Below are 25266 nucleotides of genomic sequence, written 5' to 3'. Positions count from 1 at the left end.
CAGCTCATGAGCGTCTTGAACTTTCCACGGATCTACTTCAACGGCCACATGTACTGGAACCCGCCAACCGCCAACAACAACGACGTATTCCCGCTGTACGACGCGGTGAACATGTGCATGAACTGGAAGTTTCTCAACAAATTCGGCATCAACGATGCCAACGCCAGCAGCAAGCTGCTGCCCTGGATGATCACGGGCCTGAAGTACGAGGAGGTGCCGGACTATGTCCTGCAGGTGCCCGGTAACGGCAGTCCAAAGGGCTATCCGATGATTCCCGCCGAATGGGACCTGTTCGGCGATAACTCCTGCGGCACGGTCGACTACAAGAACATTCGCTCGACCATCGTTGGCGGTGAGTTCCAGGCCAACAGCTATATTTCCAACGACGCGCTGATCGACAAGGGCTACCAGTTCTATGGCGCCCCCTTCGGCGGTACCGAACCGACCCCCGCGCGCTTCGTCGATATCAGCCCCTGGCAGAACACCTTTACCGCGCTGTATTTCGACAACATGACCATCGGCGATGATCAGTGCGGGCTGGTCATGCCGCGCCAGTACCGCATGCTCGACCGCTTCCTTAACTTCAACTGGGGGACTTTTGGTGGCCTGAACTACGTGACCACCACCTGGCAGACCTGCTTCCCGAAAGAGACCCTGCAATGGAACGCCGGCAATTCCGTACTGTTGAAAACCTTGTTCGAGCAGATGAATAAACAAGGCGCCCAGGGCCTGATGTTCAGATTCACCACCTTCCTGACCTTCTACGACCTGAACGGCATCTTCAACGACTTCCCGCCGGTGAACAGCCACTCCAAGAGTGAAGCGGCCCTGCAGGCGATGCATGACATGTACCAGAAGGGCCTGAACAACGTGGCCGATATCTTCTACAACCCGGCCTATAGCCGTACCGTCGGTACGCTGGGCCTGTGGTTCGCCGACAAGGAATACCCCACGGCGCCGGCCGGGCTGCGCCTGGCTCCCAAGGAGCCGGTCCCGTTCTTCAAGGCGGTTCCGGGCGACTCGATCATCTACCCGCCGACCCGGGATCAGACGGTCACCCTCGGTGTCATCAGCGCCCAGGCCAACGGCGATGTACTGTCCCTGGACCTGGGCAATACCTTTCCGTTCTTTCCGGTCGGTGACGATCCTCTGGTGCCTCCAGCGATCGTTGAGGCGAACAAGGGGGTCCCGGTTCCCGGCAAGTTCAACGTCGGCAGCTACGACGTGGTCTATCGCACCACGGACAGCCCGACGCCCATTACCCTGGCCAGCTTCGGTTTCGAGCATTACCGCCAGAGCGAGTACGACAAGCGGGCCGGTCTGCTCGACCTGCCGCTGAGCCCGCAGGCCCAGGAGCAGCTGAAGCAGGAAGGCCGGCTAGAGCTGCACTTGCAGGGCAGTTCCCCGACACTGGTCGCCGCCGCGCAACAGACCTGGACCGCCGAGGTCATCGAAAGCGGCAGCTTCATCAATGTCGGCGATCCCCAGCCGCTGACCCTGAAGATCATGGTGCAATGCAACGGCAAGCCTGCGCCCAAGGGCACCCGGCTGCGAGTCGCCGAATACAACAACGCCTTCAGCGCGACCACCAGTAGCTACTACCTGGGGTTCACCAACGATGAAGTCGATTTCACCCTGATCAATGACTTTCCGGGGGATCGCAGTCAAAACACCGAGAACCTGCCGCGGTTCGTCAACAGCCCGGTTACTGCCAACCTTCTGGCCGTGGGCAGTGGTCGCAGGCTCCAGGCCCTGTCGAAGGCCAAGAAGCAAGCGTCCGTGCCGATCACCTACAAGGCGTTCCTCGGCCAGCCCTCGGCCTTGTCCTTGAAGGCCTGCCTGCAACTCGTCGGCGGTCAGCCCCAGCAAACCCCCTTGGATGGTTCGAACATCAACGTGAACTACAGCGTGGCGCTGATCGAGACCGACGACCAAGGGGTGGCGCAGATCTCGGTAAAAGGCACAGCACCTGGCTTCCCGACCCTGCGCTTCTTCTTGGCGGATGAACCGGTGTCGTTCAGCTTCAACGTCAATGACGCCTACATCGACTTCCTGGCACCGATCCGGGTGCTACCGGAGGAACCAAACCTGCTCGAGGAGTTCGTCGAGACCTGGAACCAGGTGTGCAAGTACACCGACTCCAACGTGCGGATCTGGAACCAGTTCATCTTTCCCAGGATCCTCCGGCCCTTCTACTACCTGTACCCGATCATGAACAAGTTCATGCCGCTGGACTCGCTGCAGCGCATCGAAGGGGCGATCGAGCAGTTCACCCGCCTGATCAGCCAGAAGTACCAGGAGGAAAGCACCCTGGCGATGCCCATCACCCGGGATCTGCCGCAAAGCCGGCGCAGGGTGCTGGAAACCTGGGCCAACCAGTTGGTGAAACAGGGATACCCGCCCCAGGAGCTCAACATCACCGAGTGCCCGTGAGCCCCAATCACGATCATCACTGAACGGATGCCGAGCGCGAGATGCGCGCCCGGTCCATCCCAAGGAGCGTTGCGATGCGAATCCGTATCTTCAGGCACCTGCTGGCAGCCGCCACCTTGCTCTGCGCCAGCCAGGCGGTACTGGCCGGCCAGAACGGCGACAACGTGTATTTCAACATGGGCGTGCACAACACCAAGGGCTGCACCGCCCTGAACAACAACTGCATCGCCAAGCGCAAGGCCGGTGAGCCGGCCGACCCGCAGTTCCCCGCGACCTGGATCAGCGACTGGACCATGTACCGGGTCACCAACAACTACGAGAAGAACCAGCCGCCCTACAGCAGCCCGCCCAGCACCCTGCAACCGAGCGACTACACGGTGTCCCAGGGCACCAGCTACTACGACAACACCTATGTACCGGCCGACGGCGACGGCACCGGGGCGATGATGGAGCACTACGAGAAGTACTGTCTGCCGATCTTCCCGATCAAGGACAACAACTACACCTGCTCCTTCGTCTCCCTGGGCAACAAGGCCTACTTCCTCACCTACCCCGAGGACCGCCCCAAGGACATGCCGGCCTGCTGCATGTTCTCGCCAATGAACCATCCGCCGCGCCAGGACTTCGTCAAGCACCTGCCCTACAGCGCCAGCCGCAGCCAGAACCTGGGCGGCAGCGTGCTGGCCTATGCCCTGGAGCTCAAACCCCAGGGCCAGCCACCGATCCTGTTCGGCTATGCCTTCAACAAGCAGGCCACCAGCGACGGCCCGGGCCAGCCGGCCTACCAGCACCCGCAGTCGTTCTACTTCTCCGGCGATGCCAGCGTGGCCAACGCCCCCATCGTCAGCCAGAACTACCGCAACTGGAGCAACGCCAAGCCGGACCCGGCCAAGACCTGGGACCAGGTGGCGCAGATGTGCCCGTCCAACCCGCCGGACTGCCAGCTCTTCACCCCACCGCCATCGCTGAAGAACGGTGCACGGCCGCAGTGGAACCAACTCGCGCCCATTTCGCAGTGACAGGAGCCGCCTCATGAATCATTGGAGCCGTTTCACCGCGCTGCTGCTGTTGGTCGCGGCCAGCCTTCCGGCCAGTGCCCTGCAGCCGACGGCAGCGACCTCGCAGACCGTCGGCCAGTGCCCGCCGCTGCCGGTGGTCCCTGCGGCCGGGGCGTCGCAGCAGGCCTTCGATCAATACAGCTGGCAGCTGTTCATCGCCTTGAACTGGCCGGCCCTGGCCGGGCAGCGCGGCTCCCCGGATTGCAACAAGCCCCTGGGCAGCGCTGGCGATACCGTGTGGCAGAGCTATAAGAGCGTCGCCGAGACCTTCCTGCCTGACGGCCAGGACCCAGGCCCCTGGGATACCCCGCCGAAAGCCCGGAGCCTGAGCCTGATCAACATCGCCGCGGTGAAGAACAACCAGGTGGTGCAATCGGACCTGCAGGCCGTGGGTGGCTGGCTGATCGACCAGCGCCAGAACCCGACCTACTACGACATCGCCACCAACCAGGTGTCCTACAGCTACATCGTCGACAACCAGTTCTACAACGCCGATATCGTCGAGGCGGCCAAGAGCATCAAGTTCCCCAGCAACGCCACGGAGGTCAAGTCCAGCTGGCGCATCATGACCGCCAGCGACGACACCAGCCGCTACCTGACGATGCAGGCCCAGGTCACGAAGTTCGACGACCAGGGCAAGCCCATTGGCGTGATGGACGCCAACCTGGGACTGGTGGGCCTGCACATCATCACCAAGGTGGATGGCTTCCCGCAGTGGGTGTGGTCGACCTTCGAGCAGGTCGACAACGTGCCGCCCAAGGTCCAGCAAGGGAACCAGTGGGTGGATCAGCCGGCAGCCGGCGTCTTCTACTCCTACTACGATGCTTCGGCCCCGGCGAACAAGGTCAACCAGTCGCCCTGCAACTGGCAACCGGTGAACTCGGGCATGGTGTGCCAGCCCAAGCCCGGCGCCAGCTTCAAGACCCCGGACCCACTGAACCGCTACACCCCGATCACCCCGGGCACCCAGCAGGTCAACGGGCAGTTCCAGAGCAGTCCGCCGGTGCAATCCAGCGTGTTCAAGAACTACCAGCTGATCACCACCCAGCGCCCACAGCAGCCCAACAACCCGGGCAACCCGCTGGGCGCGCCGACGCCATCGCTGTCGGCCAACGTCACCATGGAAGCCTATATCCAGCCCAGTAGCAGCTGCATGAACTGCCACACCATGGCGACCCCGCTGAACAGCTTCAGCAAGAGTGACTTCTCCTACGTGTTCCGCTTCGCCCAAGCCCCAGCAACCGCCAGCCACCAGGCCAAGGACTAGACCATGAGCATATTGAACGGACCCCGGCTGAACTTCTGGGGCGGTATCTCCACCGATGTCAGCGTGCCCAACAACTCGCCGACCCTGCCAACCGGCGCGACCAGCACGATGGATCTGTTCGACCTGACGAACTCGGTGGTGGCTCCCGCCGCGCAGGGCTATAGCGATGACCAGTTGTATGCGCTGATCAACGCTCCCGACCCCGAGATCGGTCCCCAGAGCCGCTACACCGCCGGCGGCTGGAACCACTACGGCGACCATGTGGTGAGCCTGCAGAATGCACGGATCAGCTCCCAGGGCACCCCGGGCAACATCGAGCCCAGCGGCGACCTGGTCGGCCAACCGGTGTACCTGCTCGGTTCCCTGGTCCCCGGCACAGGGCAAGGCCCCTACTCGGGACCGATGATGGTCGACCTGGACCCGACGGCGACCACCACCACGCAGATTTTCGTCGGTGGCCTGCAGATCGGCGATGGCGACACGCCCCAACTGCTGATCCGCTGGGACAGCGTGTGCAGCAGCTTCGACGTCAATACCCGGGTACTGCTGCCGCGAACCATGGACTCGCCCGGCTCCTTCCATGGCAGCGGCACCTTCCAGCTGACGTTCCCGCTGAGCAGCATCGTCAGCTACAACCACGCCAGCCCCGGGCTCAAGGCGCTGATCGAGGATCCACGCGCCACCGGCCTGGTCCTGCGTTTCGTGATGTTCGAAATGTGCCCGACCTTGACCACCGCGCAACTGAACGCCGACTACGCGGCCAATCAGTTCAGCCCCAACCCGAGCATTGGCCGGGTCATCGGTACACTGGCCACCGCCTATGCCAACGAGCCGCAGATCTGCCCGCCGGGCCGGCAACTGGTCAATACCGACAAGAACATCGGCAGCGTCGCCTATGCCGAGGTCGCCAATGGCCTGCTGAGCCTGGACATGGTCAACCTGGTCCCCAAGCAGACCTTCAGGGCCCGGCGCGACGACATCACCAGCCCCATCGGCCCGAACGCCGACTACGGTCCCATCACCATCGCGGCTGGCAATACGCCGCTGGCGCTCTACCAACCCAGCGATCCGATGCTGTTCGACTACTACCTGTACGGCGGCATTCTTGATCTACCGCTGAACATGACCCAGTTGCAGCGGGTCCAGAACAATCCCCTGAATGTCAGTGCCCCCGGAACTTCCCAGAATCCACCGATGTCCGCCCGCGAGGTTGCCTACCGGGTCTACACCGATCAGCGCAACAGCTACTTCGATCCCAACGACCGCAGCATCCAGGTCACCTTGCAAGCTCGCTATCTTGGAGGACCGATGCCGAAGGACATACAGATCGGCATCGCGGCGGCGGCGACCAACACTTACCAGGGCAAGCAGTACTGGGATTTCCTGCAGTTCCCGAACTCGCTGACGGTACCGGCTGGCCAGTCCTCGGTGAGCTTCAACATCAGCCCGCAGAGCGACTCCAGCGCCCTGGCCGGCTTCACCACGCTGACCTACATCATCAACAACGACACCACCTATCCGACCTACAGCAACTTCCGCAAATACTCGCGCACCGATTTCGGCATCCCGGCCGGCAGCCAGGTCACCTGGGAGCAGGTGTACGAGAACGTGCTGCGCTTTCATTACCTGGCCTTCCCGGCCATGTCGCGCTACATCCAGCTCAACCAGCCCGACGCGGTAATGGGGGCCAAGCAGGCGATCCTCGCGCGGATCTCTCCCGACTACCAGAACACCACGCTGTACATGTCGGTGGTGCGCTCGATGTCGCCGAGCCAGCGCGCGTTGCTCACCGCCTGGCTCAACGGCACCCCATGGCAGCCTTGAAGGAGAAGACGCCCATGCCTGTTGCCCTGCATATCCCCGCACAGCCGGAACAACAACTGCGGCCCAGCCAGATCGTTGCCCACGGCCTGCTCAACCCTCGTGGCGTCTGCCTCCAGGAAGATGGCAGCCTGCTGCTGGCCGAAGCCGGCTCGGGGCTGGCAGACCAGCCCTTCAGTGGGCGCATCAGCCGCCTGCGCCCGAACCCGCAAGCTCCCGGCGAGTACTTGCCCCCCGAGGTACTGGCCCAGGGCTTTCGCTCGATGAACATGCAGTCGCGGATGTTGCGCGATGAAATCATGGGCCTGTCGGACATCGCCCTGGGAGCCGGGCGTTGCCTGGCCAGCCAGACCGACTATGTCGCCGGCTCGAAGCTCGTCGACCTGCAATACAGCCCGCCCGAACCGGTATTCCACAGCCGCGGCAACCTCAACTCGCTGTGCTACCACCCTGGGCGTCGCAGCTGGCTGGCGGTCAAGCCCGATACCAACCAACTGGTGGAGTTCGTCGATGACGGCGAACAGGTCCTGGCGCAATTGCCCGACCTGGACCAGGGCCAGGAAGCCGTGCCGGTAACCCTGGTGTACGAACCGCAGAGCGGGGCGGTGCTGATCAGCCTGTTTTCCGGCGAACTGCGCCACGACCCGGCGCGCCTGGGTATCGAGTTCGCCGACAAGGTCGGCCAGGTGATCCGGGCCTGGCCCGACAACGGACGGATCGAGGTGTTGGTGCGCGGGCTGCAATTACCCACCGGGCTGGCCCTGGACCCGCAAGGGCGGATCCTGGTGCTGGAGTTGTGCGACCGGCTGTTGCAGCCCTTGCAGCCCGACTGGTCCGGCGAGGCCTTGCACGGCGGATTCGCCCGTTTCAGCGGGCGCCTGCTGCGCTGCGACCTGCAACAGCGCAGCGTGCAGGTTCTGGCCAGTGGCCTGGATACGCCCTCCAACCTGTGTTGTGTCGAGGGCGCGGTGCTGGTTAGCGAGGGCATGGGCCTGAGTGGCCGGGCGATTCCCACGCCGGACCAGCGGGTGGTGGCCCTGGCTGGCTGCCTGCGGCGGGTGGCGCTGTAAGAGCCCGGTCGGCCAAAGTGGCTGAACTGGCTGTGCGCTACGGCTGCCTTCAGCGGACCGCAGCGCACAGCGCATCAGCGATGCTCGAGCGGTGAGGGCCAGCGCCCCCCTGCGTCAATCTGCGAAAGCCCCGGGGCAGAGGTCGTTGCAGGCATTCCTGAGTCGATCATCGTTCATGCCCAGCACCCGGACCAGCGCCCTGCAGAACATGCAGGGCGTCACGGCCAGGACGATCAGCAAGCCGAGCACTGCCATGGCTGCGCTTGCGCCCAACGTCTCGGCGAGTGCGCCACCGACCAGGACACCGAAGGGAATGACGCCAGCAGGCGCTGGCGGTCATACTCATCGCCCAGCCAGCCGCACAAGGCCCGGGACAAGACATCGGCGAAGGTGGCAATGGCGACGGAGGCGGAAAACAGCAGCGCATCGCCCGTCTTGTGCAGGATCCACCAGGCAATCGCCAACTGCCCGCAACGGGCCCCCACGGCATTCAGCAAGGCCGCGAGCTGGAGCAGATAGAAGCTGCGCACCAGGCCCCTGACGACGAAGCGGTCACCGCCCCTGGTGTCCCGCAATGCCGGTATCCACGCCTATCACCGGATGGCGGCCTGGCAGCTCATCCACGATAGTTCCGGTCAGCAGCTTGCAGCGCCTCATGCAAGACCTCCATCCATGGTGTCTTGCTCATGTCCCCGGGCGCCTGCCGACGCACCGGGGGTTTGTACGTCGGGTAGAAATGAAAACCCCCGCTAGGCGGGGGTTTTCGCAGGAGACTTCAGAGAGAAGTTCCGGGGAGCAGCTTAGAACGGAATATCGTCATCGAAGCTGTCGAAGTCCGGTGCCGGCTGCGGAGCAGGCTGTTGTGGCGCTGGACGCTGCGGAGCCTGTTGCGGACGTGGTGCCTGCTGGCGAGGTGCGGACTGCTGGTAGTTGTTGCCGCCGCCCTGTTGGTCGCCCTGTTGAGGACGGCCGCCCAGCAGCTGCATGGTGCCCTGCATGTCGACGATGATCTCGGTGGTGTAGCGCTTGATGCCGTCTTTTTCCCACTCGCGGGTCTGCAGCTTGCCTTCGATGTACACCTGGGAACCCTTGCGCAGGTATTCGCCGGCGATCTCGGCGACCTTGCCGAACATCGATACACGGTGCCACTCGGTACGCTCGACCTTCTGGCCGGTCTGCTTGTCGGTCCATTGTTCGCTGGTGGCCAGGCTCAGGTTGGTCACGGCGTTACCGTTAGGCAGGTAGCGAACTTCGGGATCCTGGCCGCAAGTGCCGACCAATATGACTTTGTTAACCCCACGGGCCATAACGTTCTCCTAGGCTTCGCGCGACGACGGCGCTGGATTGACCAGCTGCTCGAGGGTCGCGCGATCCAATAATTCGGTGTCCAATTTGATGTAAATGGCAGCCTCCTCGGCCACCACCACGGCATCTGTTACCCCTGCGACAGCCTTCAGGCGCTCGACCAGGCCGGCTTCGCGGATCGCTTCGGGCGATAACGGCAAGCGCAGGCTCGTCACATACGGGGGCTCGCGCATGGTAACAGCAAAGGCCAGCCAGAGTGCAGCCAGACCTGCGCATCCGAGGAACACAACCGACAAACCGCCATGCTGGAACAACCAGCCGCCGAGGATGCCGCCCAATGCCGAACCGAGGAACTGGCTGGTGGAGTACACCCCCATCGCCGTCCCCTTGCCGCCCGCCGGCGAGACCTTGCTGATCAGCGATGGCAGGGAAGCCTCCAGCAGGTTGAAAGCGGTGAAGAACACCACGGTGCCAATCACCAGCGCTTGCAAGCCGTTGCCGAACTCCCAGAAGAATAGCTCGGTGAGCAGCAGCGTACTGACCGCGCCCAGCAGAACTCGTTTCATTTTGCGTTTCTTCTCGCCATAGATGATGAACGGGATCATGGCGAAGAACGAAATCAGCAGCGCGGTCAGGTACACCCACCAATGCTGCTCCTTGGGCAAGCCGGCTTTTTCCACCAGGGCCAGGGGCAATGCGACGAAGCTCGACATCAGCATCGCGTGGAGCACGAAAATGCCCAGGTCCAGGCGCAACAGGTCGGGGTGCTTGAGCGTCGGAACCAGGGCCTGGCGCGCCACGCCAGACTCGCGGTGCTGCAGCGGGCCGGTAGAACGCGGCACGATGAAGGCGATGATCAGGATACCCACCAGGGCCATGGCGCCGGTGGCCAGGAACAGCCCCGAAAGACCGAAGCTACGGGTCAGCAGCGGGCCGACCACCATCGCCACGGCGAAGGACAGACCGATGGTCATGCCGATCATGGCCATGGCCTTGGTCCGGTGCTGCTCGCGGGTCAAGTCGGACAACAGCGCCATCACCGCCGCGGAAATCGCTCCCGCGCCCTGCAGGATACGTCCGGCGATCACGCCCCAGATGGAATCCGCGTTGGCTGCCAGCACGCTGCCCAGGGCGAACACGATCAGGCCCAGGTAGATCACGGGGCGCCGCCCGATGCGGTCGGAAATGATGCCGAAGGGAATCTGGAACAACGCCTGGGTCAGGCCGTACGCGCCGATCGCCAGGCCGATCAGGGCCGGGGTGGCACCCGCCAGATCCATTCCATAGGTCGCCAGGACCGGCAACACCATGAACATGCCAAGCATACGGAAGGCGAACACCAGGGCCAGGCCGCTTGCCGCGCGGGTCTCGCCACCACTCATGCGTTCGCTGTGGGGATCGTGCATGGAATAACCTCGTATGAACCGGCGGCGATTCTACCAGTCCGATCGATTGAGGGGATATATGGCGACGCTTTGCCGCGCAGCCCTTCCCGGCGATCGAAAAACCGCCGCCGATAGTGTGCATCCATCCAGTATTTAGTTTTATACTCCTGCCTTTACGCCCGCCGATCGAGGCCTCTTTTGGACAAGATTCTGATTCGTGGGGCCCGCACCCACAACCTGAAGAACATCGACCTGACCCTGCCCCGGGACAAGTTGATCGTCATCACCGGTCTGTCTGGGTCCGGCAAGTCATCCCTGGCTTTCGACACCTTGTACGCCGAAGGCCAGCGCCGCTATGTCGAGTCGCTGTCGGCCTACGCCCGGCAATTCCTGTCGATGATGGAAAAGCCCGATGTGGACACCATCGAAGGACTGTCCCCGGCGATTTCCATCGAACAGAAATCCACTTCCCACAACCCGCGCTCGACGGTCGGCACCATCACCGAGATCTACGACTACCTGCGCCTGCTCTATGCCCGCGTCGGTACTCCGCGCTGCCCGGACCACGATATCCCGCTGGAAGCCCAGACCGTCAGCCAGATGGTCGACCTGGTGCTGTCCCAGCCCGAGGGCAGCAAGCTGATGTTGCTGGCGCCGGTGATCCGCGAGCGCAAGGGTGAGCACCTGTCGGTATTCGAGGAGCTGCGAGCCCAGGGCTTCGTTCGCGCCCGGGTCAACGGCAAGCTGTTCGAACTGGACGAGCTGCCGAAGCTGGATAAACAGAAGAAGCATTCGATCGATGTGGTGGTCGACCGCTTCAAGGTGCGGGCAGACCTGCAGCAGCGCCTGGCTGAGTCCTTCGAGACGGCCCTGAAACTGGCGGACGGCATTGCCCTGGTGGCGCCGATGGACGACGAGCCCGGGGAAGAAATGATCTTCTCCGCCCGCTTCGCCTGTCCGATCTGCGGCCATGCCATCAGCGAGCTGGAACCCAAGCTGTTTTCCTTCAACAACCCGGCCGGTGCCTGCCCGACCTGCGATGGCCTGGGGGTCAAGCAGTTCTTCGACATCAAGCGCCTGGTCAATGGCGAACTGACCCTGGCCGAAGGCGCGATACGCGGCTGGGACCGGCGCAACGTCTATTATTTCCAGATGCTCGGCTCATTGGCCGCCCACTATGGTTTCAGCCTGGAGGTTGCGTTCAACCAGCTGCCGGCCGACCAGCAGAAGGTCATCCTCAATGGCAGCGGCACGCAGAACGTCGACTTCAAGTACCTGAACGACCGAGGCGACATCGTCAAGCGCTCCCATCCGTTCGAGGGCATCGTACCGAACCTGGAGCGCCGCTACCGCGAAACCGAGTCGGCCACCGTGCGTGAGGAACTGGCCAAGTTCCTCAGCACCCAGCCCTGCCCGGATTGCCGGGGTACGCGGCTGCGTCGCGAGGCGCGGCATGTGTGGGTCGGAGAAAAGACCCTGCCGGCCGTCACCAGCCTGCCTATCGGCGATGCCACCGATTACTTCGGTACCATCAAGCTCACCGGGCGCCGTGGCGAGATCGCCGACAAGATCCTCAAGGAAATCCGCGAGCGCCTGCAGTTCCTGGTCAATGTCGGGCTCGACTACCTGACCCTGGACCGCAGTGCCGATACCCTGTCCGGCGGTGAGGCCCAGCGTATCCGCCTGGCCAGCCAGATCGGCGCCGGCCTGGTGGGGGTGATGTACATCCTCGACGAGCCATCCATCGGCCTGCACCAGCGGGACAACGATCGCCTGCTGGGCACCCTCAAGCATCTGAGGGATATCGGCAACACGGTGATCGTGGTCGAACACGACGAAGACGCCATCCGCCTGGCCGACTATGTGGTGGATATCGGCCCGGGAGCCGGAGTGCATGGCGGCCAGATCGTCGCCGAAGGCACCGCGGCCGAGGTCATGCAGCACCCGGATTCCCTGACCGGCAAGTACCTGTCGGGGCGGGTGAAGATCGTGGTCCCGGCCAAGCGCACGCCGCGCAACAAGAAGCTGTCCCTGACCCTCAAGGGCGCCCGTGGCAACAATCTGCGCAATGTCGACCTGGAGATTCCAATCGGCCTGCTGACCTGCGTCACCGGGGTATCCGGCTCGGGCAAGTCGACGCTGATCAACAACACCCTGTTCCCACTGAGCGCCACCGCCCTGAACGGCGCCACCACCCTGGAAGCCGCACCGCACGACAGCATCAATGGGCTGCAGCATCTGGACAAGGTGGTGGACATCGACCAAAGCCCGATCGGTCGCACGCCCCGTTCCAACCCAGCCACCTACACCGGGTTGTTCACCCCGATCCGCGAGCTGTTCGCTGGCGTGCCGGAGTCTCGCTCCCGCGGCTACGGCCCTGGACGCTTCTCCTTCAACGTCAAGGGCGGCCGTTGCGAGGCGTGCCAGGGCGATGGCCTGATCAAGGTGGAGATGCACTTCCTGCCGGACATCTACGTGCCCTGCGATGTGTGCAAGAGCAAGCGCTACAATCGCGAGACCCTGGAGATCAAGTACAAGGGCAAGAGCATCCACGAGGTCCTGGAAATGACCATCGAGGAAGCGCGGGAGTTCTTCGATCCGGTACCAGCCCTGGCGCGCAAGCTGCAGACCCTGATGGATGTGGGCCTGTCCTATATCAAGCTCGGGCAATCGGCCACCACCTTGTCCGGTGGTGAGGCGCAGCGGGTCAAGCTGTCCCGTGAGCTGTCCAAGCGCGATACCGGCAAGACCTTGTATATCCTCGACGAACCGACCACCGGCCTGCATTTCGCGGATATCCAGCAGTTGCTGGATGTCCTGCACCGCCTGCGCGACCACGGCAACACCGTGGTGGTGATCGAGCACAACCTGGATGTGATCAAGACCGCAGACTGGCTGGTGGACCTAGGTCCGGAAGGTGGTTCCAAAGGCGGCCAGATCATCGCGGTGGGTACACCGGAACAGGTGGCCGAGATGCCTCAGTCCCACACCGGGCACTATCTGAAGCCGTTACTGATCCGCGACCGGGCCTGAGGCCCATGAAAAAGCCCCTGGCACCTTAGGGCGCCAGGGGCTTTTCTATTTCTTGCGTTCGCCAAAGGCCAACGCCGCCTGCGATCAGAACTGCGATTGCAGATAGTTCTCCAGGCCGATGGACTTGATCAGACCCAGTTGCTTTTCCAGCCAGTAGGTGTGGTCTTCCTCGGTGTCCGCCAGTTGGACCCGCAGGATGTCACGGCTGATGTAGTCCTTGTGCAGTTCGCACAACTCAATGCCTTTGCACAGTGCAGCGCGCACTTTGTATTCCAGGCGCAGGTCGCTGGCCAGCATGTCCGGCACAGTGGTGCCAGTGTCGAGGTCGTCAGGACGCATGCGCGGCGTGCCTTCGAGCATCAGGATGCGGCGGATCAAGGCATCAGCGTGTTGTGCCTCTTCCTCCATTTCGTGGTTGATGCGCTCATAGAGCTTGGTGAAGCCCCAGTCTTCGTACATCCGCGAATGAATGAAATATTGGTCGCGTGCTGCCAGTTCTCCCGTCAGCAACGTGTTGAGGTAATCGATTACGTCGGGATGACCTTGCATCGCCCTACATCTCCCTGCTTGAAAGTGGATAGTTTGAACCAAGCTGACTCGCAGGTCACTCAAAAACAGCATGAAAAGTGAAGATTATCTGAGAAAAGCAGTACAAATAACGCAAAAACCGCCCAAATGAGGGCGGTTCTGCTTCTTATTTAGACTTACTTGAGCGATACGCCCAAGGCTTTGGCAATACCTTCTCCATAGGCTTGATCAGCCTTGAAGAAGTGTTGCAACTGACGCTGCACTACATCGGCTGTAACGCCGGCCATGGCGCCAGCAATGTTGTTGATCAACAAAGCCTTCTGCCCGTCATCCATGAGACGGAACAGAGCGCCTGCGTGGCTGTAGTAGTCCGTATCCTCACGATGATCGTAGCGATCGGCTGCGCCACTCAGAGCCAGCGCTGGCTCTGCATAACGTGGTGCTTGCTTCGGCGCGTCACTGTAGCTGTTCGGCTCGTAATTCGGCGCTGCGCCACCATTGGTGCCAAACGCCATCGCTCCATCGCGCTGGTAGCTGTTGACCGGGCTCAGCGGCGCATTCACCGGCAGTTGCTGGTGATTGGTACCAACGCGATAGCGATGCGCATCGGCGTAGGCAAACACCCGGCCCTGCAGCATGCGATCTGGCGACAGGCCGACACCGGGAACCATGTTGCTTGGACCAAACGCCGCCTGTTCGACCTCGGCGAAGTAGTTAAGCGGGTTGCGGTTCAATTCCAGTTCACCCACCTCGATCAACGGGAACTCCTTCTGCGACCAGGTCTTGGTCACATCGAAGGGATTCTCGTAGTGCGCTGCAGCCTGGGCCTCGGACATGATCTGGATGCAAACGCTCCATTTCGGGAAGTCACCACGCTCGATAGCATCGAACAGGTCACGCTGGGCGTAGTCCGGATCGGTGCCAGCCAAGCGAGCAGCCTCTGCCGGAGCCAGGTTCTTGATCCCTTGCTTGGTCTTGTAGTGCCACTTGACCCAGTGCCGCTCGCCCTTCGCGTTGATCAGGCTATAGGTATGGCTGCCGAAACCGTGCATATGACGGTAGCCATCCGGGATACCCCGGTCGGAGAACAGGATGGTGACCTGGTGCAGAGCCTCTGGCGAGTGCGACCAGAAGTCCCACATTGCCTGAGCGCTCTTCAGGTTGCTCTGAGGAAGGCGCTTCTGGGTGTGGATGAAGTCCGGAAACTTCAGCGGATCTCGAATGAAGAACACCGGAGTGTTGTTACCGACGATGTCCCAGTTGCCTTCCTCGGTATAGAACTTCAGAGCAAAACCACGCGGGTCACGCTCGGTATCGGCCGAGCCACGCTCACCACCTACAGTGGAAAAGCGCAGGAAGGTCGGGGTTTTCTTGCCTACCGACTCGAACAGCTTGGCGTTGGTGTACTGCGTGATGTCGCGGGAAACCGTGAAGGTGCCATAGGCGCCCGAACCCTTGGCGTGCACACGGCGCTCAGGAATGTTTTCGCGGTTGAAATGGGCAAGCTTTTCGATCAGGTGGAAATCGTCGAGAAGCAGCGGACCGCGAGGGCCAGCAGAGCGGGAATTCTGGTTGTCAGCGACAGGAGCGCCACTTGCGGTCGTAAGAACTTTGGTCTGGCTCATGCTCAATATTCCTCTGTCTGTCTGGGAACTGCCGGCTAATCGGCTGAGAAAGAGTATTGACCATGATTATTACAAGATCCAATGCATTGGATTTCGCAGAACGATAGAAATTAACAATTGATAGACATACAAAAAACCGGGCACTAGGCCCGGTTCCTTGTTTCAGACTGACGTCTTACTCAGCGGATACAGCTTCGCCGCCGACAGCACGATCAACCAGTTCAACGTACGCCATAGGAGCGTTGTCGCCAGCACGGAAACCGCACTTGAGGATGCGCAGGTAGCCGCCCTCACGGGTAGCGTAACGCTTGCCCAGGTCGTTGAAGAGCTTACCAACGATAGCTTTCGAACGAGTACGGTCGAATGCCAGACGACGGTTAGCAACGCTGTCTGTCTTGGCCAAAGTGATCAGCGGCTCGGCAACGCGGCGCAGTTCTTTGGCTTTCGGCAGGGTAGTTTTGATCAGCTCGTGCTCGAACAGCGACACCGCCATGTTCTGGAACATGGCCTTGCGGTGCGAGCTGGTGCGGCTCAGGTGACGCCCACTTTTACGATGACGCATGGTTCATTCCTTACCAAACACAACGTTCGGTGATTACGACGATCAGGCAGTCGCCTTGTCGTCCTTCTTAAGACTTGCAGGCGGCCAGTTATCGAGGCGCATGCCGAGGGACAGACCGCGGGAGGCCAGAACATCCTTGATTTCAGTCAGGGATTTCTTGCCCAGGTTCGGAGTCTTCAACAGTTCTACTTCGGTGCGCTGAATCAGGTCGCCGATGTAGTAAATGTTTTCCGCCTTAAGGCAGTTAGCCGAACGTACAGTCAGTTCCAGATCGTCAACCGGGCGAAGCAGGATCGGATCGATCTCGTCTTCCTGCTCGACTACCACTGGCTCACTGTCACCTTTGAGGTCGACGAACGCAGCCAACTGCTGTTGCAGGATGGTTGCAGCACGGCGGATAGCCTCTTCAGGGTCCAGAGTACCGTTGGTTTCCAGATCAATAACCAGCTTGTCCAGGTTGGTACGCTGCTCGACACGGGCGTTTTCCACCACGTATGCGATACGGCGAACCGGGCTGAACGAAGAGTCGAGCTGCAAGCGACCAATGCTGCGGCTTTCATCTTCATCGCTTTGACGCGAGTCGGCCGGCTCATAACCACGACCACGAGCTACTACGAGCTTCATGTTCAGAGCGCCGTTAGACGCCAGGTTAGCGATTACGTGATCGGGATTAACGATCTCGACATCATGATCCAGCTGAATATCGGCAGCGGTAACCACCCCCGAACCCTTCTTCGACAAGGTCAGCGTAACTTCGTCACGGCCGTGCAGCTTGATAGCCAGACCTTTAAGGTTCAACAGGATTTCAATTACGTCTTCCTGTACACCTTCGATGGCGCTGTACTCGTGGAGCACACCGTCAATCTCGGCCTCGACTACTGCACAGCCGGGCATTGAGGACAACAGGATGCGGCGCAGCGCGTTGCCCAGGGTGTGGCCAAAACCACGCTCGAGAGGCTCGAGGGTGATCTTGGCGCGGGTTGGACTGACAACCTGCACATCAATATGGCGGGGTGTCAGGAACTCATTTACCGAAATCTGCATGGATGCACCTATTTTCTAGCCCTTACTTGGAGTAGAGCTCGACAATCAGGCTTTCGTTGATGTCGGCGGACAGATCACTGCGAGCTGGAACGTTCTTGAAAACGCCCGACTTCTTCTCAGTGTCTACTTCTACCCATTCTACGCGGCCACGTTGAGCACACAGATCGAGAGCTTGGACAATGCGAAGTTGGTTTTTTGCTTTCTCGCGAACAGCGACCACGTCACCAGCACGAACCTGGTAGGACGGAACGTTAACGGTCTGACCGTTTACGCTGATCGACTTGTGCGATACCAGCTGACGGGATTCGGCACGAGTGGAACCGAAGCCCATGCGGTATACAACGTTGTCCAGACGGCATTCCAGCAGCTGCAACAGGTTCTCACCAGTTGCGCCCTTCTTGCCGGCGGCTTGTTTGTAGTAACCGCTGAATTGACGCTCCAGAACGCCGTAGATACGACGAACTTTTTGCTTTTCACGCAGCTGGGTACCGTAGTCGGATTGACGACCACGACGCTGGCCGTGGATGCCAGGAGCTGCTTCGATGTTGCACTTGGATTCGATAGCGCGCACACCGCTCTTCAGGAAGAGTTCGGTGCCTTCGCGACGAGCCAGTTTGCATTTTGGACCAATGTAACGAGCCATTCTTTACAATCTCCTGGATTACACGCGGCGCTTCTTCGGCGGACGGCACCCGTTATGCGGGATTGGCGTCACGTCGGTGATGCTGGCGATCTTGTAGCCACAGCCGTTCAGAGCACGAACTGCGGATTCACGACCTGGACCTGGGCCCTTGACGTTAACGTCGAGGTTCTTCAGGCCATATTCCAGCGCAGCTTGGCCAGCACGCTCAGCAGCTACTTGAGCAGCGAACGGAGTGGACTTACGAGAACCGCGGAAACCCGAACCACCGGAGGTTGCCCAAGAAAGAGCGTTACCCTGACGGTCGGTGATGGTCACGATGGTGTTGTTGAAAGACGCGTGGATATGGGCGATGCCATCAACCACTGTCTTTTTGATTTTCTTACGAGGACGAGCAGCAGGTTTTGCCATGACTAAATTCCTGTCGATTCGCTGGTGCGATTACTTGCGGATCGGCTTACGCGGACCTTTGCGAGTACGCGCGTTGGTCTTGGTACGCTGACCGCGTACTGGCAGACCACGACGATGGCGCAGACCGCGATAGCAGCCCAGGTCCATCAAGCGTTTGATTTTCATGTTGTTTTCGCGACGCAGGTCACCTTCAGTGGTGAACTTCGCCACTTCGCCACGCAGCTGTTCAATTTGCTCGTCGCTCAGATCCTTGATCTTCGCAGCTGGGTTGACCCCAGTCACTGCACAGATTTTGTGTGCAGTAGTGCGACCAACACCATAGATGTAGGTCAGCGAGATAACAGTATGCTTGTTATCTGGAATGTTAACGCCTGCAATACGGGCCATTCAGTGGGACTCCAATTGACAGCTACCTACGCCCCGGAAGCCAAGAAATAGGGCGCGAGATAATATCGCTGTAATAACAAATAATCAACCCGGCAGCGCACTAGCTGCCGGGCTTGAAGCACAATCACACTCAGCCTTGGCGCTGCTTGTGACGTGGTTCCGCGCTGCAAATTACTCGAACAACACCTTCGCGGCGAATAATCTTGCAGTTACGGCACAGCTTTTTCACCGATGCACGAACTTTCATCACCAACTCCTCGAACCTTATGGATTAGCGCAGCATGCCGCTGCCGTAACCCTTCAGGTTGGCTTTCTTCATCAGGGATTCGTACTGGTGGGAAACGAGGTGCGATTGTACTTGTGACATGAAGTCCATAACAACCACGACCACGATCAGCAACGAGGTCCCGCCAAGGTAGAACGGAACGTTTGCAGCAACCACCAGGAACTGTGGCAACAGGCAGACGGCCGTCATATATAGAGCACCGAACATGGTCAAGCGGGTCAGAACGCCATCAATGTAGCGTGCCGATTGCTCACCTGGACGGATGCCCGGAATAAAGGCACCGGACTTCTTCAGGTTTTCCGCTACGTCTTTCGGATTGAACATCAACGCCGTATAGAAGAAGCAGAAGAAAATAATCCCTGCACTAAACAGCAGAATATTCAACGGCTGACCAGGAGCGATCGACTGCGAGATGTCCTGCAACCAGCCCATACCTTCAGACTGACCGAACCAGGCACCCAACGAAGCCGGAAACAGCAAAATGCTGCTCGCGAAGATAGCAGGAATAACACCGGCCATATTCACTTTCAGCGGCAAGTGGCTGGTCTGCGCAGCAAAGACCTTACGGCCCTGCTGACGCTTGGCGTAGTGAACAGCAATACGACGCTGACCACGCTCAATGAACACCACAAAACCGATGATCGCTACTGCCAGCAAACCGATCGCAACCAAGGCGAAAATGTTGATATCACCCTGACGTGCAGACTCGAAAGACTGCCCGATCGCTCTCGGAAGACCGGCGACGATACCTGCGAAAATCAACATCGAGATACCGTTGCCAACACCACGCTCAGTAATCTGCTCACCCAGCCACATCATGAACATCGCGCCAGCCACGAAAGTGGATACCGCGACGAAATGGAAGCCAAAGTCACCAGTGAACGCAACGCCCTGCCCGGCCAGACCAACGGACATGCCGATAGCCTGAACCAGAGCAAGGACGACAGTGCCGTAGCGGGTGTACTGGCTGATCTTGCGACGGCCAGCTTCACCTTCCTTCTTCAACTGCTCCAGCTGTGGGCTGACAGCGGTCATGAGCTGCATGATGATCGATGCCGAAATGTACGGCATGATCCCCAGTGCAAAGATACTCATGCGCTCCAGCGCACCACCGGAAAACATGTTGAACAAGCTAAGAATGGTCCCCTCATTCTGTCGAAACAGGTCTGCGAGTCGATCAGGGTTGATACCTGGAACCGGGATGTGCGCACCTATCCGATAGACGATAATCGCCATGAACAGAAAACGCAGACGAGCCCAGAGTTCAGACATACCGCCTTTGCCGAGCGCAGAGAGAGCACCTTGCTTAGCCATTTATTCCTCGAACTTGCCGCCAGCTGCTTCGATAGCCGCACGCGCACCTTTGGTGGCTGCGATGCCCTTGATGGTCACAGCGCGAGTAACTTCACCGGACAGCATGATTTTCACACGCTGAACGTTCTGGTTAATCACGTTGGCATCTTTCAGGGACTGCACGGTGACGATGTCGCCTTCCACTTTAGCCAGTTCGGACAGACGCACTTCTGCGCGATCCATGGCCTTCAGGGAAACGAAACCGAACTTCGGCAGGCGACGATGCAGCGGCTGTTGACCGCCTTCAAAGCCTGGAGCAATGGTGCCACCGGAGCGGGAAGTCTGACCTTTGTGACCACGGCCACCAGTCTTACCCAAACCACTACCGATACCACGGCCCGGACGATGCTTTTCGCGACGGGAACCCGGCGCTGGACTCAGATCATTGAGTTTCATCGATTAACCCTCGACACGCAGCATGTAGTAAGCCTTGTTGATCATCCCACGATTCTCGGGAGTATCCTGGACTTCTACAGTGTGACCGATGCGACGCAGGCCCAGACCCTTAACGCACAGTTTGTGGTTAGGGATACGGCCGGTCATGCTTTTGATCAGCGTTACTTTAACGGTAGCCATGATCAGATGATCTCCTGGACGCTTTTGCCACGCTTGGCGGCAATGGATTCAGGGGACTGCATCGCCTTCAAACCCTTGAAAGTGGCGTGAACCACGTTTACTGGGTTAGTCGAGCCGTAGCACTTGGCCAGAACGTTCTGAACGCCAGCAACCTCGAGGACAGCACGCATAGCGCCGCCAGCGATGATACCGGTACCTTCAGAAGCAGGCTGCATGTACACCTTGGAAGCGCCGTGAGCAGACTTCATTGCGTACTGCAGAGTAGTGCCGTCCAGATCAACTTGGATCATGTTGCGACGAGCAGCTTCCATTGCCTTCTGGATCGCAGCAGGCACTTCACGCGACTTGCCACGGCCGAAGCCAACACGGCCCTTACCATCACCAACCACGGTCAACGCGGTGAAAGTGAAGATACGGCCACCTTTTACGGTTTTGGCTACGCGGTTAACTTGAACCAGCTTCTCGATGTAGCCTTCGTCGCGCTTTTGGTCGTTATTGGACATAACTTAGAACTCCAGCCCAGCTTCACGAGCAGCCTCAGCCAGCGCCTTGACGCGGCCGTGGTACTTGAAGCCGGAACGGTCGAAAGCCACTTGCGAGACACCAGCGGCTTTTGCACGCGTAGCGACCAGCTGGCCAACCTTAGTAGCCGCGTCGATGTTGCCAGTGGCGCCATCACGCAGTTCTTTATCCAAAGTCGAGGCGCTTGCCAGGACCTTGTTGCCGTCGGCCGAAATGACCTGGGCGTAGATGTGCTGCGAAGAGCGGAACACGCAGAGACGCACGACTTCGAGTTCGTGCATTTTCAGGCGTGCTTTGCGAGCGCGACGCAGTCGAGTAACTTTTTTGTCGGTCATTTGCTATGCCCTACTTCTTCTTGGCTTCTTTACGACGGACGACTTCGTCCGCGTAGCGCACACCTTTACCTTTATAAGGCTCTGGTGGACGGAAGTCGCGGATCTCAGCGGCCACTTGACCTACCAGCTGCTTGTCGATGCCCTTGATCAGGATATCGGTCTGGCTAGGAGTCTCAGCGGTGACGCCTGCCGGCAGTTCGTAATCCACTGGATGCGAGAAGCCGAGGGCCAGGTTCAGCACTGTGCCTTTTGCCTGTGCCTTGTAACCAACACCGACCAGCTGGAGCTTGCGCTCGAAGCCTTGGCTTACGCCCTGGACCATGTTGTTAACCAGTGCACGAGTAGTACCGGCCATTGCGCGAGTTTGCTGGTCGCCATTGCGAGCAGCAAAACGCAGCTCACCGGCTTCCTGAACAATTTCAACGGAGGCGTGTACGTTCAGTTCGAGAGTACCCTTGGCACCCTTCACCGAAAGCTGTTGGCCGGCGAATTTTACTTCGACGCCAGCTGGCAGCTTAACGGGGTTCTTAGCGACGCGAGACATGCTTATCCCCCCTTAGAACACAGTGCAAAGAACTTCGCCGCCGACACCGGCAGCGCGCGCAGCACGATCAGTCATCACACCTTTGTTGGTGGAGACGATAGACACGCCAAGGCCGCCACGTACTTTCGGCAGCTCTTCAACGGACTTGTACTGACGCAGGCCTGGACGGCTAACGCGCTTCACTTCCTCGATGACCGGACGGCCTTCGAAGTACTTCAGCTCGATGGACAGCAGAGGTTTGATTTCGCTGCTGATCTGATAACCCGCAATGTAACCTTCGTCCTTCAGGACTTTTGCTACAGCCACCTTCAAAGTGGAAGACGGCATGCTCACGACGGACTTTTCAGCCATCTGGGCATTACGGATTCGAGTTAGCATGTCCGCTAACGGGTCCTGCATACTCATGGGCTAGATGCTCCTGATACAAAAAGAATTAGCCTTACGGCTACAGCTTTCGCCAAAGAAACCCGGGCAAAAAACACGGGCTCAGGCGAGCCGGTCATTCTAGACACACCCCAGAAATGAATCAAGCCCCAAAAGGGGCTTGATTCATGCTCGAACTCACCGGTGATCGGGATTTTATCCCCATCACCATGAGCCTGTAGCCATTACCAGCTGGCTTTTACCAGACCTGGAACGTCACCACGCATTGCGGCTTCACGCAGCTTGTTACGGCCCAGGCCGAACTTGCGGTAAACGCCATGCGGACGACCGGTCAGGCGGCAACGGTTACGCATGCGCGAAGCGCTTGCGTCACGTGGTTGCTTCTGCAGAGCTACGGTAGCTTCCCAACGGGCTTCTGGACTTGCGTTCAGATCCACGATGATCGCTTTCAGCGCTGCACGCTTGGCGGCGTACTTGGCAACGGTGAGCTGACGCTTCAGCTCACGGTTCTTCATGCTCTTCTTGGCCATTTTCCTACTCCAATCAGTTGCGGAACGGGAATTTGAAAGCACGCAGCAGAGCGCGGCCTTCATCATCGTTCTTGGCAGTGGTGGTCAGGGTAATGTCCAGACCGCGGAGAGCATCGATCTTGTCGTAATCGATTTCCGGGAAAATGATCTGCTCTTTCACGCCCATGCTGTAGTTGCCACGACCATCGAAGGACTTGGCATTCAGGCCGCGGAAGTCGCGAACCCGAGGCAGGGAGATCGACAGCAGGCGATCCAGGAACTCGTACATACGCTCACGGCGCAGGGTCACTTTGACGCCGATCGGCCATCCTTCGCGGACTTTGAAGCCAGCGATGGATTTACGAGCGTGAGTCACAACGACTTTCTGGCCGGTGATCTTTTCCAGGTCAGCAACAGCATGCTCGATGACTTTCTTGTCGCCGATCGCTTCGCCCAGACCCATGTTCAGGGTGATCTTGGTAACGCGCGGAACTTCCATCACGTTCGAAAGCTTAAGTTCTTCCTTAAGCTTCGGGGCGATTTCCTTCCGGTAAATCTCTTGGAGTCGTGCCATGGTCTTCTACCTAGCAGTGTTCAAGCATCAACCGCTTTTTGGGTCGACTTGAAGACACGAATTTTCTTGCCGTCTTCTACTTTGAAGCCAACGCGGTCAGCCTTGTTGGTTTCGCTGTTGAAAATAGCAACGTTGGAAGCGTGCAGTGGCGCTTCTTTCTCGACGATACCGCCTTGTACGCCCGACATCGGGTTAGGCTTGGTATGACGCTTGACTAGGTTCAGGCCACCTACGACCAGACGGTCGTCAGCCAGAACCTTAAGCACCTTACCGCGCTTACCTTTGTCTTTGCCGGCGATCACGATGATCTCGTCGTCACGACGAATCTTTTGCATGTCGGATCTCCTTACAGCACTTCTGGGGCGAGCGAGACGATCTTCATGAACTTCTCAGTACGAAGTTCACGGGTCACTGGCCCAAAGATACGGGTGCCGATCGGCTCTTGCTTGTTGTTCAGCAGAACAGCAGCGTTGCCATCAAAGCGGATGATCGAGCCATCTGCACGGCGAACGCCGTGACGAGTGCGGACTACGACAGCAGTCATCACTTGGCCTTTTTTCACCTTACCGCGAGGAATTGCTTCCTTGACGGTAACCTTGATGATGTCACCGATACCAGCGTAACGACGATGGGAGCCACCCAGCACCTTGATGCACATAACGCGGCGAGCGCCGCTGTTATCGGCCACATCGAGCATGGATTGAGTCTGAATCATATAATTTCTCCGACCCCTAGCCCTTAGACTTCCACAGCGCGTTCGAGAACATCAACCAGGGCCCAGGACTTGGTCTTGGCCATCGGACGAGTCTCACGGATAGTGACCTTGTCGCCGATGTGGCACTGGTTGGTTTCGTCGTGCGCGTGCAGCTTAGTCGAACGCTTAACGTATTTACCGTAGATAGGGTGCTTAACGCGACGCTCGATCAGAACGGTGATGGTCTTGTCCATCTTGTCGCTGACAACACGGCCAGTCAGCGTACGGACAGTTTTTTCGGCTTCAGCCATGATTACTTACCTGCCTGCTGGTTGAGCACAGTCTTCACGCGAGCGATGTCACGCTTAACTTGCGAGAGCAGATGAGACTGCCCCAACTGGCCAGTTGCTTTCTGCATGCGCAGATTGAACTGGTCGCGCAGCAGGCCGAGCAGTTGCTCGTTCAGCTGCTGTGCGGATTTTTCACGAAGTTCATTCGCTTTCATCACATCACCGTCCGCTTAACAAAGGAGGTGGCGAGAGGCAGCTTTGCAGCAGCCAGGGCGAAAGCCTCACGCGCCAGCTCTTCAGAAACACCCTCGATTTCATACAGGACTTTGCCTGGCTGAATCTGGGCAACCCAGTATTCGACGTTACCCTTACCTTTACCCATCCGAACTTCGAGTGGCTTCTTGGAAATAGGCTTGTCCGGGAATACACGGATCCAGATCTTGCCGCCACGTTTTACGTGACGGGTCAAGGCACGACGTGCCGACTCGATCTGACGAGCGGTGAGACGACCACGAGCAACAGACTTCAGCGCGAACTCGCCGAAGCTGACCTTGCTACCGCGCAGTGCCAGACCACGGTTGTGGCCGGTCATCTGCTTGCGGAACTTCGTACGCTTTGGTTGCAACATTT

General features: G+C 59.4%; 31 protein-coding genes. 6 read left to right on the top strand and 25 right to left on the bottom strand.

The features are described from left to right. Positions 1-6: 6 nt before the first annotated feature. The 5 genes from CAG11_RS14995 to CAG11_RS14975 all read left to right on the top strand — a co-directional run bounded on the left by CAG11_RS14995 (position 7) and on the right by CAG11_RS14975 (position 7649). On the top strand, positions 7-2433 hold the full coding sequence (locus tag CAG11_RS14995) for a hypothetical protein (RefSeq protein WP_085596901.1): 2427 nt from the start codon (positions 7-9) through the stop codon (positions 2431-2433). Between the two features lie 74 nt (positions 2434-2507). Then, entirely contained in the window at positions 2508-3452 is a 945-nt protein-coding gene (locus tag CAG11_RS14990) for a hypothetical protein (RefSeq protein WP_085596900.1), read from the top strand. 13 nt (positions 3453-3465) lie between these two features. Next, entirely contained in the window at positions 3466-4758 is a 1293-nt protein-coding gene (locus CAG11_RS14985) for a hypothetical protein (RefSeq protein ID WP_085596899.1), read from the top strand. 3 nt (positions 4759-4761) lie between these two features. Then, the gene (locus CAG11_RS14980; RefSeq protein WP_085596898.1) at positions 4762-6582 is read left to right on the top strand and encodes a hypothetical protein; all 1821 of its coding nucleotides are present in this window, start codon (positions 4762-4764) and stop codon (positions 6580-6582) included. A 14-nt stretch (positions 6583-6596) separates the two neighbouring features. Beyond that, positions 6597-7649: a hypothetical protein gene (locus tag CAG11_RS14975; protein ID WP_085596897.1), complete on the top strand. Its 1053-nt coding sequence runs from the start codon at positions 6597-6599 to the stop codon at positions 7647-7649. A 233-nt stretch (positions 7650-7882) separates the two neighbouring features. Here CAG11_RS14975 and CAG11_RS14970 read toward each other — a convergent pair whose 3' ends face one another. From CAG11_RS14970 to CAG11_RS14960, 3 genes are all read right to left on the bottom strand, one after another. Next, a complete protein-coding gene (locus CAG11_RS14970) occupies positions 7883-8224 on the bottom strand; it encodes a hypothetical protein (protein ID WP_085596896.1) in 342 nt (113 codons plus the stop codon). 225 nt (positions 8225-8449) lie between these two features. After that, a complete protein-coding gene (locus CAG11_RS14965) occupies positions 8450-8956 on the bottom strand; it encodes a single-stranded DNA-binding protein (RefSeq protein ID WP_022641321.1) in 507 nt (168 codons plus the stop codon). A 9-nt stretch (positions 8957-8965) separates the two neighbouring features. Continuing rightward, on the bottom strand, positions 8966-10360 hold the full coding sequence (locus tag CAG11_RS14960; RefSeq protein WP_022641322.1) for an MFS transporter: 1395 nt from the start codon (positions 10358-10360) through the stop codon (positions 8966-8968). 177 nt (positions 10361-10537) lie between these two features. On the opposite strand from CAG11_RS14960, the gene uvrA reads away from it, so the two are divergent. After that, positions 10538-13372, top strand: coding sequence for an excinuclease ABC subunit UvrA (gene uvrA / locus CAG11_RS14955; protein WP_085596895.1), 2835 nt, complete (start codon positions 10538-10540; stop codon positions 13370-13372). Between the two features lie 84 nt (positions 13373-13456). Here the strand turns inward: uvrA and bfr are convergent, their stop codons facing one another. From bfr to rplP, 22 genes are all read right to left on the bottom strand, one after another. Continuing rightward, positions 13457-13921, bottom strand: coding sequence for a bacterioferritin (gene bfr, locus CAG11_RS14950; RefSeq protein WP_022641324.1), 465 nt, complete (start codon positions 13919-13921; stop codon positions 13457-13459). A gap of 155 nt (positions 13922-14076) precedes the next feature. After that, positions 14077-15525, bottom strand: coding sequence for a catalase (locus CAG11_RS14945; RefSeq protein WP_085596894.1), 1449 nt, complete (start codon positions 15523-15525; stop codon positions 14077-14079). Between the two features lie 175 nt (positions 15526-15700). Then, complete coding sequence (gene rplQ, locus CAG11_RS14940) at positions 15701-16087, bottom strand: 50S ribosomal protein L17 (RefSeq protein WP_007955635.1); 387 nt, start codon at positions 16085-16087, stop codon at positions 15701-15703. Positions 16088-16129: 42 nt separating this feature from the next. Then, positions 16130-17131, bottom strand: a complete 1002-nt coding sequence (gene rpoA / locus CAG11_RS14935; protein ID WP_007970428.1) for a DNA-directed RNA polymerase subunit alpha — start codon at positions 17129-17131, stop codon at positions 16130-16132. Positions 17132-17153: 22 nt separating this feature from the next. Then, the gene (gene rpsD / locus CAG11_RS14930) at positions 17154-17774 is read right to left on the bottom strand and encodes a 30S ribosomal protein S4 (protein WP_085596893.1); all 621 of its coding nucleotides are present in this window, start codon (positions 17772-17774) and stop codon (positions 17154-17156) included. A gap of 18 nt (positions 17775-17792) precedes the next feature. Then, positions 17793-18182, bottom strand: coding sequence for a 30S ribosomal protein S11 (rpsK, locus tag CAG11_RS14925; RefSeq protein ID WP_007924177.1), 390 nt, complete (start codon positions 18180-18182; stop codon positions 17793-17795). Between the two features lie 30 nt (positions 18183-18212). After that, positions 18213-18569: a 30S ribosomal protein S13 gene (gene rpsM, locus CAG11_RS14920; protein ID WP_022641369.1), complete on the bottom strand. Its 357-nt coding sequence runs from the start codon at positions 18567-18569 to the stop codon at positions 18213-18215. Positions 18570-18699: 130 nt separating this feature from the next. Then, positions 18700-18816 carry a 50S ribosomal protein L36 gene (gene rpmJ, locus CAG11_RS14915; protein ID WP_002555468.1) on the bottom strand — a complete coding sequence of 39 codons (117 nt, stop codon included), beginning with the start codon at positions 18814-18816 and terminating at the stop codon, positions 18700-18702. A 24-nt stretch (positions 18817-18840) separates the two neighbouring features. After that, positions 18841-20169 carry a preprotein translocase subunit SecY gene (gene secY, locus CAG11_RS14910; RefSeq protein WP_022641370.1) on the bottom strand — a complete coding sequence of 443 codons (1329 nt, stop codon included), beginning with the start codon at positions 20167-20169 and terminating at the stop codon, positions 18841-18843. Beyond that, positions 20170-20604, bottom strand: a complete 435-nt coding sequence (gene rplO / locus CAG11_RS14905) for a 50S ribosomal protein L15 (RefSeq protein WP_007924183.1) — start codon at positions 20602-20604, stop codon at positions 20170-20172. A 3-nt stretch (positions 20605-20607) separates the two neighbouring features. Further along, on the bottom strand, positions 20608-20784 hold the full coding sequence (gene rpmD, locus CAG11_RS14900; RefSeq protein ID WP_003176408.1) for a 50S ribosomal protein L30: 177 nt from the start codon (positions 20782-20784) through the stop codon (positions 20608-20610). Positions 20785-20786: 2 nt separating this feature from the next. Continuing rightward, positions 20787-21287 carry a 30S ribosomal protein S5 gene (rpsE, locus tag CAG11_RS14895; protein WP_022641371.1) on the bottom strand — a complete coding sequence of 167 codons (501 nt, stop codon included), beginning with the start codon at positions 21285-21287 and terminating at the stop codon, positions 20787-20789. Positions 21288-21290: 3 nt separating this feature from the next. Continuing rightward, positions 21291-21641, bottom strand: coding sequence for a 50S ribosomal protein L18 (rplR, locus tag CAG11_RS14890; RefSeq protein ID WP_022641372.1), 351 nt, complete (start codon positions 21639-21641; stop codon positions 21291-21293). Positions 21642-21651: 10 nt separating this feature from the next. After that, positions 21652-22185: a 50S ribosomal protein L6 gene (gene rplF / locus CAG11_RS14885; protein ID WP_022641374.1), complete on the bottom strand. Its 534-nt coding sequence runs from the start codon at positions 22183-22185 to the stop codon at positions 21652-21654. A gap of 12 nt (positions 22186-22197) precedes the next feature. Further along, complete coding sequence (gene rpsH, locus CAG11_RS14880; RefSeq protein WP_011063773.1) at positions 22198-22590, bottom strand: 30S ribosomal protein S8; 393 nt, start codon at positions 22588-22590, stop codon at positions 22198-22200. A 203-nt stretch (positions 22591-22793) separates the two neighbouring features. Beyond that, positions 22794-23099, bottom strand: coding sequence for a 30S ribosomal protein S14 (rpsN, locus tag CAG11_RS14875; RefSeq protein WP_022641375.1), 306 nt, complete (start codon positions 23097-23099; stop codon positions 22794-22796). Positions 23100-23112: 13 nt separating this feature from the next. Then, a complete protein-coding gene (gene rplE / locus CAG11_RS14870; protein WP_022641376.1) occupies positions 23113-23652 on the bottom strand; it encodes a 50S ribosomal protein L5 in 540 nt (179 codons plus the stop codon). A 20-nt stretch (positions 23653-23672) separates the two neighbouring features. Continuing rightward, the gene (gene rplX / locus CAG11_RS14865) at positions 23673-23987 is read right to left on the bottom strand and encodes a 50S ribosomal protein L24 (protein ID WP_010443924.1); all 315 of its coding nucleotides are present in this window, start codon (positions 23985-23987) and stop codon (positions 23673-23675) included. Between the two features lie 11 nt (positions 23988-23998). Then, complete coding sequence (gene rplN, locus CAG11_RS14860) at positions 23999-24367, bottom strand: 50S ribosomal protein L14 (protein WP_002555479.1); 369 nt, start codon at positions 24365-24367, stop codon at positions 23999-24001. A 23-nt stretch (positions 24368-24390) separates the two neighbouring features. Further along, on the bottom strand, positions 24391-24657 hold the full coding sequence (rpsQ, locus tag CAG11_RS14855) for a 30S ribosomal protein S17 (RefSeq protein ID WP_003194644.1): 267 nt from the start codon (positions 24655-24657) through the stop codon (positions 24391-24393). Positions 24658-24659: 2 nt separating this feature from the next. Next, entirely contained in the window at positions 24660-24851 is a 192-nt protein-coding gene (gene rpmC / locus CAG11_RS14850) for a 50S ribosomal protein L29 (protein WP_002555481.1), read from the bottom strand. Next, entirely contained in the window at positions 24851-25264 is a 414-nt protein-coding gene (gene rplP / locus CAG11_RS14845; protein ID WP_003228729.1) for a 50S ribosomal protein L16, read from the bottom strand. The genes rpmC and rplP overlap by 1 nt, the downstream gene beginning before the upstream one ends. Positions 25265-25266 lie beyond the last annotated feature (2 nt).

It is taken from the genome of Pseudomonas sp. B6(2017) (assembly GCF_002112765.1).
GTDB classification, from domain to species: domain Bacteria; phylum Pseudomonadota; class Gammaproteobacteria; order Pseudomonadales; family Pseudomonadaceae; genus Aquipseudomonas; species Aquipseudomonas piscis.
Note: the sequence above shows the minus strand (reverse complement) of the source record. Positions and strands in the feature narration are given on the sequence as shown.